Origin of the sequence: Mammaliicoccus sp. J-M41 (genome assembly GCF_022385935.1) — a bacterium.
Lineage (GTDB): Bacteria > Bacillota > Bacilli > Staphylococcales > Staphylococcaceae > Mammaliicoccus > Mammaliicoccus sciuri_A.
Genome location: NZ_JAJNIR010000002.1, coordinates 40,872 through 54,454, shown reverse-complemented (window position 1 = coordinate 54,454; position 13,583 = coordinate 40,872). Strand labels below are relative to the sequence as shown.

The following is a 13,583-nucleotide window of genomic DNA, read 5'->3' as shown; positions in this document are numbered from 1 at the left end:
TTGTCCGGTTTAATTTTCTTTGTACATCCTTATGTAAGTATATTCATGCTCATTATCTTAGTTATAAGTTGCTATATTAAATGGCAATCATTAAAAATTTTGGTAATGAGCTTTATATTTTTTATGATAGGTTACTTAATTTATCCAAATGATCCATTACAATATTACGAATCATTTAACGTCTCAAAAAATCATAAAAATTATACTGAAGTGATTCAGTTTGGAGATAAGTTAACGATTGATGGAGACGGCTTTCAAGCTGAAGGACAAATCCATAATCAAACGTTTAAAGCATTTTATACGATTAAAAATGAAAAAGAAAAGCTTAAACTTTTAAATCAAATGCCGTATTTAAAAAATTGTCGTATTACTTACTCTTTAAATCAAACTATACCTAATACTAACGCATTAAAATTTCAATACTTTGAGTTTTTGCAAAATCATGATATTAAAGGTGTTATTAAAATAGAACAATTATTTTTTAATACTTGTACAAGTCGGTCATTAAATATGATCGAACGTATTCAACTATATCGAACGAATTTAATCCATGAGATGAAACAACTTGATATAGATGGTGTTGATGATATTATTGCGCTCACTTTAGGGGATACAACTTATTTAAGTGAAGAAAGAATAGAGCAGCTTAAAAAATTAGGTATATATCATTTATATGCTGTAAGTGGATCGCATGTCGCATTGTTAAATATATTTTTATTCAAATTATTACTTAGGATGAACATCAAATATCATCATGCCGAGAATATGATATTTATTTTATTACCTATATATGCTGTTTTAACTAGTTTAAGTCCGAGTGTTCTTAGAGCAGTAGGTGTGGTAATGGTTTATATGATTTTGAATAAAGTCATGAAAATAGACGCTTTACAAATACTATCTATCACTTTCATTGTTTATACAATTTATAATCCTCATATTATTTTCGATATTGGTTTCCAATTATCCTATATCGTCTCCACGTTTATCATTTTATGTATACCACTTATAAAATCTTTCAATACAATCCACAAAATCATTACGATCAATGTCGTATCTCAATTATCCTCATTTGTCATATTACTGATTCACTTTAATACTTTTCAATGGCTAGGATTTATAACAAACTTCATCTTTATCCCACTTTTTGAATTAATTATTTTTCCACTTGTGATGTTATTCATGTTGATGTTTGCCACTTTTGGGGAAGTTCCTAATTTATTTACGACACTAATAGAAATTTGTATGAAACAAACTTTTAAATTAATAGATGTTATGAGTCGTATTCCTATAAATGAGTTGGTCGTTAAAAATCTAACCGAATGGATATATTTAATCATTCTCATTATAGAAGTGTTAGTTTTAATGTTATTTATTAAAAGGATATATATTAAATCTTTACTCCTTTTCACAATGTTAGTCATTGCCATCACATATCACTTTAATCATAACGAGGTTGTTTTAAAATTTCTTGATATTGGTCAAGGAGATGCAATGATTGCTTATCATCATGATGTGAATCAAATTGTGATGATTGATACTGGTGGTAAAGATAAATTGAAGAAGAAACCGTGGCAAACTAGAAATAAAATATCAAATTATACAGATTCAATTATTGTGCCCGAACTTAAAGAAAAGGGATTTCAAAAGATTGATTATTTAATCATTACACATCCACATGCAGTTCATATGGGAGAATTAGCTACTTTGAGTAAAAAGGTATCAATTAAACATTTAATTATCAACAAGAAGACTTGGGATAGTCGTGAATTAAAACATTTGTTAGAAGAGGTTAAAGAAACGAACACACAAATTGTAGATAGCTCAAATTTGAATGAATTAAAGATTGGAGAATCGACGTATAAATTTTTTAACCAAAATAGTCCGAATTATGAAGATAAGAATGATACGTCAATCGTTACTGAAATCACTTCGTTTGGCAGAACAATATTAACGACGGGTGATGCAACAGAAAAGGTAGAGCAAAGTATATTGAGTCAACTTAAAGGTAATTATGATATTTTAAAAGTAGCGCATCATGGTAGTTTAACAAGTACAAGTGATAGTTTTTTATTCAAAGCAAAGCCACAAATATGTGTTATAAGTTCTGGTCGACATAATAGACACGGGCTACCGAAAGAGGCCATTGTAAATAAACTTAAACAAAACAATTGTAAAGTGTTCAATACACAAGATTACGGAATGGTGCAATTTCAAATCAATAAAGACACCATGATGATGACAAATGGACTACAAGAACATAATAAAAAAGCTTACAATCGACAGTAGTCGTTTGTAAGCTTATATAAATGGATTTGATATATTAGTTTGGTAGTAAACTGAATACTTGTGCAATAATATAAATTGCAGCTAAGAATACAAAACCAATTATAAATCCAAATCCAGAGTCTTTAACATCATTGTTACGCCCTTGAGTATTTTCACCTTCAAATCTGTTCATATGACTCCCTCCTATACTTACTTTCATTATATGATATTAAACTTAAAAATGCTATACTTAATTAGAACTTTATAAGAGAGGGAGACTTATTTTGGAAGACAATATTGTATTGAATTATGGTGCAGTAAATGCACTTATTGAGAAAAAATCTGACGAAATTATAAATCAATATTTAGGTGGAGAAAGAGACGATTTCAATTATGTTAAATTTGATTTATACGAAACACCTATTTCAAGTGCGATAGAAGAATCATTAACTTTACCATTCCTCTCAGACAAAAAAGTTGTACATGTTAAGAATGCTTACCTTTTTACAGGAGAAAAAGTTAGTACTCAAATTAATCAAAATATCGATCAATTGATTCAATTTATTGAACAGTATGATGGTGATACGTTAGTCGTGTTTGACGTGTTTAATGAGAAGTTAGATGAGAGAAAGAAACTCGTTAAAACAGTTAAGAAAAATGCAAGACTTAATAAAATTGACCAAATGACTGAACAAGAAATTAAACAATGGATTAAATCTTATTTGCATGAACAATATAAAGATATTAAAGAAGATGCATTGATAGAATTTCTAGAACTGACAGGAATTCAATTTAATATAATTAAAGCGGAATTGGATAAATTAGTGTTATTTATTGGTGATGAAGCGGTTATTAATAAACAGGACGTTAAAGAAATTGTGAGTCGTTCTCTAGAACAGAATGTATTTTTGTTAACGGAATATATTCAGAAAGGTCAAAAAGAAAAGTCTATTAATTTACTGAAAGACTTAATCAATATGAAAGAAGAGCCGATTAAGCTGTTAGCGTTAATCACAAGTAATTATCGCTTGTATTATCAATGTAAGATACTTGCTGGTAAACATTATAGCGAACAACAAATTGCTAGAACGATTGGTGTACATCCATATAGGGTAAAACTGGCATTACGTATTACTAGAAAGCTATCACTCGATCGTTTATTAGCGACTATTGATATTTGTGCTGATACAGATTACCAATTGAAATCTTCATATATGGATAAAGTACTCATATTAGAACTTTTCATTTTGAAAATATAAGATATGAGGTTGGTATTTCATTCCATAAAAAAAGGGCGTGACACAGAATGTTCTGTGTCACGCTCTCACATAATTAGTTAGCTTTTGACATTAAGCTTGATTTAATTCTATCAGCTTTATTTGAATGAATTAGATTGTTTTTAGAAGCTTTATCAACTTTTTTAACAGCTAATGAAACTAATTCAGCTTTGTTTTCAGCATTGTTTTCGATTGCAGTTTTAGCAGCTTTTACAGCTGAACGCATATCATTTTTTTGTGAAATGTTAGCAGCGTCTTTCTTTTCTGTAACAGCAACGCGTTTAATAGCAGATTTAATGTTTGGCATGAGAGTCACCTCCTAAATATGTTGTCCGTGATCAAATATTTTTTGATTGCAACAAAAAATATTTTATCAAATGTAGGGCATAAGTGCAATGATTATTTACACATTCCTTATAAAGCATAACACTTTATTGATAGTTTGATAATACGTTTGCATTTATTTCATAAAGACGGTATCATATCAAAGATGCGACTTACATTTAATACATGTAAAATTAACGAGAAAGTTGGAGTTCAAATGGACAGAACTAAACGCCTAGAGCGCCAAAATAAAATTAGAAACTTTTCTATCATTGCTCATATTGACCATGGTAAATCTACGTTAGCTGATAGAATTTTGGAAAATACAAAAAGTGTAGAATCACGTGAAATGAAAGAACAATTATTAGATTCTATGGATCTTGAAAGAGAACGTGGTATAACAATCAAACTTAATGCTGTTCGATTAAATTATACTGCTAAAGATGGGGAAACATATATCTTACATTTAATTGATACACCGGGGCATGTCGATTTTACATATGAAGTTTCAAGATCACTAGCAGCATGTGAAGGTGCGATTTTAGTTGTTGATGCTGCACAAGGTATCGAAGCACAAACGTTAGCAAACGTATATTTAGCTTTAGACAACGACTTAGAATTAATACCTGTTGTCAATAAAATCGATTTACCTGCAGCTGAACCTGAGCGTGTTAAACAAGAAATTGAAGACGTAATTGGTTTAGATGCAAGTGATGCAGTACTTGCAAGTGCTAAATCTAATATTGGAATTGAAGACATATTAGAGAAAGTTGTAGAAATGGTGCCACCTCCAGAAGGTGATCCAGATAACCCATTACAAGCGCTTATTTTTGATTCTTCTTTTGATGCTTATAGAGGTGTAATTTCTTCTATACGTGTTGTTGAAGGTTCAGTTAAAGCTGGAGACAAGATTCAAATGATGTCTACAGGTAAGACATTTGAAGTTACTGAAGTGGGGATTAATACACCGAAACAACTTCCAGTTGATACTTTATCTGTCGGGGATGTAGGTTATATTGTAGCTTCAATTAAAAATGTTGGAGATTCCAACGTTGGTGATACTATCACTTTAGCTGACAGACCTGCTGAGAAGCCGTTAAAAGGATATAAAAAGATGAATCCAATGGTATTCTGTGGATTATATCCAATTGATAATAGTAAATACAATGATTTAAGAGAAGCACTTGAAAAGCTTCAACTTAATGATGCATCTTTAGAATTTGAAGCTGAAACTTCTCAAGCTTTAGGCTTTGGTTTCAGAACAGGTTTCTTAGGTTTACTACACATGGAAATTATTCAAGAAAGAATTGAAAGAGAATTTAATATTGAACTGATTGCGACTGCACCGTCAGTTATCTATGAATGTGAATTAACAGATGGCGAAAAATTACAAATTGATAATCCATCACAATTCCCAGACCCACAAAAAATCAACAGAATATATGAACCATACGTTAAAGCAACAATGATGGTTCCGAATGATTATGTTGGTGCTGTAATGGAACTATGCCAGAAAAAACGTGGTAACTTTAAGACGATGGATTATTTAGATGATATTCGTGTCAATATTATTTATGAACTTCCATTATCTGAAGTTGTATTCGATTTCTTTGATCAGTTGAAATCTAATACGAAAGGTTATGCATCGTTTGATTATGAATTAATCGGATATCAAGAAAGTAAACTTGTTAAAATGGATATTTTATTAAATGGTGATAAAGTAGATGCATTAAGCTTTATCGTCCATAAAGAGTTTGCATATGATAGAGGTAAAGCAATAGTAGATAAATTAAAAACATTAATCCCAAGACAACAATTTGAAGTACCAGTTCAAGCAGCAATTGGTAATAAAATAGTAGCTCGAACAAACATTAAATCTATGGGTAAAAATGTTTTAGCAAAATGTTACGGTGGGGATATAAGCCGTAAACGTAAGTTACTTGAAAAACAAAAAGCAGGTAAAGCTAAGATGAAATCAGTAGGTAATGTGGAAATTCCACAAGATGCATTCTTAGCCGTGCTTAAAATGGATGAAGAATAATTTTGAAACAGCTGCATAATATGTAGCTGTTTCTATTTTTAAAGGAGCGTTTATATGGCAAAAAGTGTATATATTCATATACCTTTCTGTGTGAGAATTTGTACTTATTGTGATTTTAATAAGTTCTATATTGCTAATCAGCCGGTAGATGAGTACTTAGATTGTTTGATAAAAGAGATGTCAACGAGAAAAGATAAAGAAGTTGAAACTGTCTTTGTTGGTGGAGGTACGCCTACAGCATTATCTGAAGCACAACTTGAAAGATTACTGCAAGCTATTAACGATTTATTTGTGATTACAAAAGAGTATACATTTGAAGCTAATCCAGATGAATTAACAGAAGCAAAAATAAAATTACTCAAACAATATGGTGTGAACAGATTATCATTAGGTGTTCAAACATTTGATGATGAATTGTTAAAAGTATTAGGAAGAACTCATCATAGTGACGATATTGAAAAAGCCGTTACATTATCTAGAAAACATAAAATCCCTTCTGTAAGTTTAGATCTTATGTTTCATTTACCAGGTCAAACATTAGAACAATTTGATGATTCACTTAATAAGGCACAATCACTTGATGTAGATCATATTTCAAGTTATGCACTTATACTTGAACCTAAGACGCAATTCTACAATTTATATAGAAAAGGGCGTTTGAAATTACCTAATGAAGATTTAGGTGAAGAAATGTATCAACATTTGAAAAAGAAATTAGCAGACTCTAACCTTAATCAATATGAAATCTCTAACTTCTCGAAAGAAGGGCATGAATCTCTTCATAATAAAGTATATTGGAAAAATGAAGAATATTATGGTTTCGGTGCAGGTGCTCATGGCTATATTAATGGTGTACGCTATGGAAATATAAATCCGGTTAACCAATATATTAAGAAGTTAAAGAATGGTGAAATGCCTGTATTGCAAAGTACAGAAGTCTCATTGAAAGAACAAATGGAAGAAGAAATGTTTCTTGGATTAAGAATGACTAAAGGTGTGTCCAAAACTAAATTCCAAAATAAGTTTGACCAATCAATAGAAGATGTATTTGGTCAACATGTGAAAGAACTCATTGAACAAGAATTATTACTAGATGAACAAGACTATTTACGCTTAAGTAATCGCGGACAAATAATCGGAAATGAAGTGTTTGAGAAGTTTTTATTAAGCTAAAAATATGTATTAAAAAAAGATATAAAAATTGAATGCTTTAACGTTGACTTTCTTTGACCAATTTGATAAATTATAATTAGCACTTGGGAAGATAGAGTGCTAATCGAGGTGATGACATGATTACTGAGAGGCAATTACAAATTTTGAATGTAATTGTTGAGGATTATGTTGAGTTAGGACAACCAATTGGTTCTAAGTCGATTATTGAAAGGCATCAATTGCCGATTAGTCCAGCGACAGTTAGAAATGAAATGAAACAATTAGAAGATTTGAACCTTCTTGAGAAGACACATACGTCATCAGGTCGTATTCCTTCTGAACAAGGGATTAAGTATTATGTTAATCAATTACTTGAGTCTAAATCTCAAAGTAAGAAAAGCTTAAATTGGTTTGAACCTTTTCAAGATAAAAATCAATATGATGTAAACGCAATGCTTAAATGGTTAGCATTAGAAATTTCAAATCGATCACATTATACAACTGTAGTACTCGGACCGAATAAATTTTCAAGATTTATATTTGAAATTCATTTTGTGAGAGTCAGCCCAACTCATCTCATGGGCGTCATTGTATTTACAGATGGTTATGTAGAGAAAGTTCATATTCAAATTCATGAATCTTTAAATCAATTACAAATTGAGAAATTTATGAACTACTTAAACCAGTATTTTAAGCAAAATACTTTAACTACAATGATAAAAACGTTAGAATCATTATCGTTGTCATTCATTGATCAAGAATTTATTAATAATTTTAAACAAGCGTTATTAACGCAGATCAATGATCATAATGAAGAAATGTTTCTAGGTGGTAAGATGCACCTAATTGACGCGTTAGATGTAACAAATGTATCGATGATTCAATCGATTTTAAAATATCTTGAATCTGAACGTATCGCTCAATTTTTAAATGAAACATCAAATGATTCGATAAGTGTCAAAATTGGACAGGAAATTAATAAAGATTTACATGGTATTTCGATTATTAGTACCAATTATGAAATTTCTGGTGATATAACTGGTCATTTAGCCGTTATTGGTCCAACTGCAATGCATTATAACAAAGTGATTCAACTTTTGAATCATTTTTAAATAAGGAAAGAAAATGGAGGGCATGAAATGACGGAAGAAAAGCAAAATGAACAATTCGATGAAACAAATGATCAAACTCAATCTGTCGCTACTGAAGAAGTAGAAGCAAATGAAACTGAAGAAAATGTTGAAGAGGTTGAGCAAGATAAAGTAGTCGAAATTCCGGAAGCTGAACTCGAACAACTTAAACAAAAAGCAAATGAAGAAGAAGAAAAATACTTACGTTTATATGCTGAGTTTGAAAACTATAAACGTAGAATGAAACAAGAAGCAAGCATTACTAAAGATTATCAAGCACAACGTGTACTTACAGATGTATTACCTGCGCTAGATAATATGGACCGTGCACTTAAACAAGAAGGTGAGTCTGAAGACTTCTTAACTTTCAAAAAAGGTGTAGACATGGTTTATAACGATTTACTTAAATCATTAAAAGATAATGGTTTAGAAGAAATCGAATCTTACAACAAACCATTCGATCCAAATGTACATCAAGCAGTAATGCAAGATAACAATCCTGACTTTGAATCAGGTGTTGTAACTGAAGAGTTACAAAGAGGATATAAATTGAAAGATCGTGTTTTAAGACCAGCAATGGTTAAAGTAAACGAATAATGAAATCGATGATTAATTAATTATAAATTGGAGGAATAATTCTTATGAGTAAAGTAATAGGTATAGACTTAGGTACAACAAATTCAGTAGTTTCAGTATTAGAAGGTGGAGAACCTAAAGTAATCCAAAATCCAGAAGGTAACAGAACAACACCATCAGTTGTTGCATTTAAAGATGGTGAAACACAAGTTGGTGAAGTTGCTAAACGTCAAGCAGTAACTAACCCAAATACAATTCAATCAGTTAAACGTCATATGGGTACTGATTATAAAGAAAAAGTTGAAGATAAAGAATATACACCACAAGAAATCTCAGCTATGATTTTACAAAACTTAAAATCAACTGCTGAAAGTTATTTAGGTGAAAAAGTAACTAAAGCTGTTATTACAGTTCCAGCTTATTTCAATGACTCAGAACGTCAAGCAACTAAAGATGCTGGTAGAATCGCTGGTTTAGAAGTAGAACGTATTATTAACGAACCAACTGCAGCAGCATTAGCTTACGGTTTAGATAAAACTGAAACTGATCAAAAAGTATTAGTATTTGACCTTGGTGGTGGTACTTTCGACGTATCTATCCTTGAATTAGGTGACGGTGTATTCGAAGTATTAGCAACTGCAGGTGACAATAAACTTGGTGGTGACGATTTCGATGACGTTATCATTAAATATTTAGTTGAAGAATTCAAAAAAGAAAATGGCATAGATTTATCACAAGATAAAATGGCATTACAACGTCTTAAAGATGCTGCTGAAAAAGCTAAAAAAGACTTATCAGGCGTTTCTTCAACTCAAATTTCATTACCATTCATCTCTGGTGGCGCAAATGGTCCATTACACTTAGAAACAACACTTTCAAGAGCTAAATTTGAATCATTAACAAGCGATTTAGTAGAAAGAACAATGGGTCCAACTCGCCAAGCAATGAAAGATGCAGGATTATCTAATTCTGATATCGATGAAGTTATTTTAGTTGGTGGTTCAACTCGTATCCCAGCTGTTCAAGAAGCAATCAAAAAAGAAATCGGTAAAGAACCTAACAAAGGTGTTAACCCTGATGAAGTAGTAGCAATGGGTGCTGCAATTCAAGGTGGCGTAATCACTGGTGATGTTAAAGACGTAGTATTACTTGACGTTACACCATTATCATTAGGTATCGAAACTATGGGTGGCGTATCTACAGTATTAATCGAAAGAAATACAACAATTCCAACATCTAAATCTCAAGTGTTCTCTACTGCAGCTGACAACCAACCAGCAGTTGATATTCACGTGTTACAAGGTGAACGTCAATTAGCAGCAGATAACAAAACACTTGGTAGATTCCAATTAACGGATATTCCACCAGCTCCACGTGGTGTGCCACAAATTGAAGTATCATTTGATATCGATAAAAATGGTATCGTTAATGTAACTGCTAAAGATTTAGGTACTAACAAAGAACAAAAAATTACGATTGAATCAAGTTCATCATTATCAGATGAAGAAATCGATCGTATGGTTCAAGATGCAGAGAAAAATGCTGAAGCAGACAAAAAACGTCGTGAAGAAATCGATTTAAGAAATGAAGCAGACCAAATGGTATTTACTGTTGAAAAAACTTTAACTGATCTTGGCGATAACGTTGATGAAAGCGAAAAAGCTAAAGCTGAAGAAGCTAAAGAAGAATTGAAAAAAGCGCTTGAAGGTACTGATATAGAAGATATCAGAACTAAAAAAGATGCACTTCAAGAAATCGTACAACAATTATCTGTTAAAATGTATGAACAAGCTGCACAAGCACAACAAGGCGCTGAAGGCCAATCTACTTCAAACGATGATGACGTAGTTGATGCTGAATATACAGAAGTCAACGAAGACGATAAAAAATAATACTAATCATTAAAAAGTCAAAGTCAATGTGATTGGCTTTGACTTTTTTAATTCATATATACGTATTATAAATCAGTGTGTAAAGGAGAGATTACATTGGCAAAAAGAGACTATTATGAAGTACTTGGCGTATCCAAAGATGCTTCTAAAGATGAAATAAAAAAAGCTTATCGTAAATTATCAAAAAAGTACCATCCTGATATCAATCAAGAAGAAGGTGCTGACGCAAAGTTTAAAGAAATTTCAGAAGCATATGAAGTGCTAAGCGATGAAAACAAACGTGCGCAATACGACAGATTCGGTCATAGTGGTCCGCAACAAGGATTCGGTGGATCACAAGGATTTGGAGGACAAGACTTCTCTGGATTCGGTGGCTTTGAAGATATATTCGGGTCATTCTTTGGTGGAGGTGGGGCTAGAAGAGATCCTAACGCTCCAAGACAAGGTGATGACTTACAATATAGCATGACATTAACATTTGAAGAAGCTGTATTTGGTACTGAAAAAGATATTACAGTTCGTAAAGATGTAGAATGTGATACATGTCATGGTAATGGTGCTAAACCTGGCACTAAGAAGAAAACTTGTACGTACTGTAACGGACAAGGTCATGTAACAGTTGAACAAAATACTATTCTAGGTAGAATGCAAACACAAAAAGTTTGTCCTGAATGTGAAGGTTCTGGACAAGTATTTGAAGAAAAATGTTCAGATTGTCATGGTAAAGGTACTCAAAACAAAAAAGTTACAATCAAAGTGAAAGTACCTGAAGGTGTAGATAACGACCAACAAATTCGCTTAGCTGGTAAAGGTGGTCCAGGTATAAATGGTGGACCTGCAGGCGATTTATATGTTGTGTTCAGAGTTAAACCACACAGTAAATTTAGACGTGATGGAGACAATATCTTCTATGATTTAAATCTTTCATTCCCACAAGCAGCGCTTGGTGATGAAATTACTGTTCCTACATTGACTGGAAATGTATCATTAACAGTTCCAGCAGGTACACAAACTGGTAAACAATTTAGATTGAGAGAAAAAGGTGTACAAAATGTTCACGGTTACGGTAAAGGTGATTACTTCGTAACTGTAAAAGTTGTAACACCAGATAAAATGACTGAAAGACAAGAAGAACTATTACGTGAGTTTGCTGAAATAGGTGGAGAAACAATTACAGAACAACCATCTAGCTTTAAAGACAAAGCCAAAAAGTTTTTTAAAGGAGAATAGCCTGTGAATTGGATTGAGTATTCTATCATGATAAATAGCGAAGCAGAACCAGAAGTTACAGCATTGTTAAATGAATTAGGTGCAAATGGTGTCGTAATTGAAGATTCAGCAGAATTAGAGAAAGAACATACAGATGTATACGGTGAGATTTATGAATTAAATCCCGCAGATTATCCTGATCACGATATTAGGGTTAAATGTTATTTTAATGAATTAGTATTTACGGATCAATTAGAACAAGAAATTCAAGAAACAATTGCAAATGTAAATGGCATCCAGTCAGAAATTTTATCGTTTGAGAAAACGGTTATTAAAGAATCAGATTGGGAAAATGAATGGAAAAATTATTTCCATCCGTTTAAAGCTTCTGAAAGATTTGCGATTGTTCCGAGTTGGAAACAAGAAGGATATCAAAATAACGAAGGTGATCTTTGCATCAAACTGGATCCAGGTATGGCTTTTGGTACAGGTGACCACCCAACAACAAGTATGTGTTTAAGACATATAGAAGAGGTTGTACAACCTCAACATAAAGTGATAGATGTTGGTACAGGTTCAGGTATTCTAAGCATAGCTTGTCATTTACTAGGGGTAAATGACATTAAAGCGGTGGATTTAGATGATTTAGCAATTAAAGTTGCTAAAGAAAACTTTGAAATCAATGATTGTGAAAAAGATATCATCGCAGATACTGGCAATTTGCTTACTGAAGAAACAGAACAATATGACGTGATCATTGCAAATATATTAGCGCATATTATTGATTTAATGATAGAAGATAGTTATGAAAGATTAAATGATAATGGCTACTTTATTACTTCAGGCATTATTGAAGAAAAATCCGATGAAATAATTGAAAAACTACAAAATACTGGTTATACTATCGAAAAAGTACTACGTGAAGATGGTTGGGTTTCAATACGAGCTAGAAAGTAGGAGAAATGATGCAAAGATATTTCTTACAAGAAAACGCTGAGTTAAATCAGCGTTTTTTTATACATAATACAGATGATATACATCATATTAAAAACGTGATGCGCAAAAGTATCGATCAAGAAATTATATTAACTTTTGAAGATCAAAAGTCGTTAATTTCAAAAATCATTGCTTTTCATGATGATAGCATTGAGTTAGAAACGATAGAAGACATAACAAGACAAACGGAACTACCTGTTGATATAACGATTGCGAGTGGGCTTATAAAAGGCGATAAATATGAATGGTTGCTTCAAAAAGCAACTGAAATGGGTGCGCATCATTTTATTGCTGTCCAATCCGAAAGATCTATTGTTAAATTAGACGCGAAAAAAATATCTAAAAAATTAGATAGATGGCAAAAAATTGTTAAAGAAGCTAGTGAACAAAGTATGAGACTTACAATACCAAGTATAAAGTATAAGTCGAATTTTAAATCAATTTATGATAATATGAATGAATATGATTATGTAATAATAGCTTATGAAGAAGAAGCTAAAAGTGGGGGAACAAGCAAATTTCATCAAATTGGTTCTAACCTTAAACATGGACAAAAGGTTTTAATGATATTTGGACCAGAAGGTGGATTAACTGAAAATGAAGTTAATCTTTATGATGATGCTATTAAGGTGAGTTTAGGACCTAGAATATTAAGAGCTGAAACCGCTCCATTGTATGCTTTAGCTGCTTTAAGCTATCAATTAGAATTAATGAGGTGAAT

The 13,583-nt window shown here is 31.8% G+C and carries 12 protein-coding genes; 10 read left to right on the top strand and 2 right to left on the bottom strand.

Going from position 1 to position 13,583, the window contains the following annotated elements; translation table 11 throughout:
- Positions 1-123 precede the first annotated feature (123 nt).
- Positions 124-2,286: a DNA internalization-related competence protein ComEC/Rec2 gene (locus tag LQ686_RS01310; protein ID WP_210135879.1), complete on the top strand. Its 2,163-nt coding sequence runs from the start codon at positions 124-126 to the stop codon at positions 2,284-2,286.
- A 34-nt stretch (positions 2,287-2,320) separates the two neighbouring features.
- Here the strand turns inward: LQ686_RS01310 and LQ686_RS01305 are convergent, their stop codons facing one another.
- Positions 2,321-2,458 (bottom strand): YqzM family protein, encoded by a 138-nt coding sequence (locus LQ686_RS01305; protein ID WP_075577996.1) that lies wholly within the window; start codon positions 2,456-2,458, stop codon positions 2,321-2,323.
- A 91-nt stretch (positions 2,459-2,549) separates the two neighbouring features.
- Here LQ686_RS01305 and holA point away from each other — a divergent pair, with 91 nt between their 5' ends.
- On the top strand, positions 2,550-3,524 hold the full coding sequence (gene holA, locus LQ686_RS01300; RefSeq protein ID WP_103360664.1) for a DNA polymerase III subunit delta: 975 nt from the start codon (positions 2,550-2,552) through the stop codon (positions 3,522-3,524).
- Between the two features lie 73 nt (positions 3,525-3,597).
- Here holA and rpsT read toward each other — a convergent pair whose 3' ends face one another.
- A complete protein-coding gene (gene rpsT, locus LQ686_RS01295) occupies positions 3,598-3,849 on the bottom strand; it encodes a 30S ribosomal protein S20 (protein WP_025904213.1) in 252 nt (83 codons plus the stop codon).
- 234 nt (positions 3,850-4,083) lie between these two features.
- On the opposite strand from rpsT, the gene lepA reads away from it, so the two are divergent.
- The 8 genes from lepA to LQ686_RS01255 all read left to right on the top strand — a co-directional run bounded on the left by lepA (position 4,084) and on the right by LQ686_RS01255 (position 13,581).
- The gene (lepA, locus tag LQ686_RS01290) at positions 4,084-5,907 is read left to right on the top strand and encodes a translation elongation factor 4 (RefSeq protein ID WP_049318748.1); all 1,824 of its coding nucleotides are present in this window, start codon (positions 4,084-4,086) and stop codon (positions 5,905-5,907) included.
- Between the two features lie 54 nt (positions 5,908-5,961).
- Positions 5,962-7,080: a radical SAM family heme chaperone HemW gene (gene hemW / locus LQ686_RS01285; RefSeq protein ID WP_103360663.1), complete on the top strand. Its 1,119-nt coding sequence runs from the start codon at positions 5,962-5,964 to the stop codon at positions 7,078-7,080.
- Between the two features lie 116 nt (positions 7,081-7,196).
- Positions 7,197-8,171, top strand: a complete 975-nt coding sequence (gene hrcA, locus LQ686_RS01280; protein ID WP_103360662.1) for a heat-inducible transcriptional repressor HrcA — start codon at positions 7,197-7,199, stop codon at positions 8,169-8,171.
- Between the two features lie 27 nt (positions 8,172-8,198).
- Positions 8,199-8,786, top strand: coding sequence for a nucleotide exchange factor GrpE (gene grpE / locus LQ686_RS01275; RefSeq protein WP_103360661.1), 588 nt, complete (start codon positions 8,199-8,201; stop codon positions 8,784-8,786).
- Between the two features lie 44 nt (positions 8,787-8,830).
- Positions 8,831-10,657: a molecular chaperone DnaK gene (dnaK, locus tag LQ686_RS01270; protein WP_103360660.1), complete on the top strand. Its 1,827-nt coding sequence runs from the start codon at positions 8,831-8,833 to the stop codon at positions 10,655-10,657.
- Between the two features lie 96 nt (positions 10,658-10,753).
- Positions 10,754-11,887 carry a molecular chaperone DnaJ gene (dnaJ, locus tag LQ686_RS01265; protein ID WP_103360659.1) on the top strand — a complete coding sequence of 378 codons (1,134 nt, stop codon included), beginning with the start codon at positions 10,754-10,756 and terminating at the stop codon, positions 11,885-11,887.
- A gap of 3 nt (positions 11,888-11,890) precedes the next feature.
- Positions 11,891-12,823: a 50S ribosomal protein L11 methyltransferase gene (gene prmA / locus LQ686_RS01260; protein WP_103360658.1), complete on the top strand. Its 933-nt coding sequence runs from the start codon at positions 11,891-11,893 to the stop codon at positions 12,821-12,823.
- Between the two features lie 8 nt (positions 12,824-12,831).
- Positions 12,832-13,581: a 16S rRNA (uracil(1498)-N(3))-methyltransferase gene (locus tag LQ686_RS01255; protein WP_103360657.1), complete on the top strand. Its 750-nt coding sequence runs from the start codon at positions 12,832-12,834 to the stop codon at positions 13,579-13,581.
- Positions 13,582-13,583: the final 2 nt, after the last annotated feature.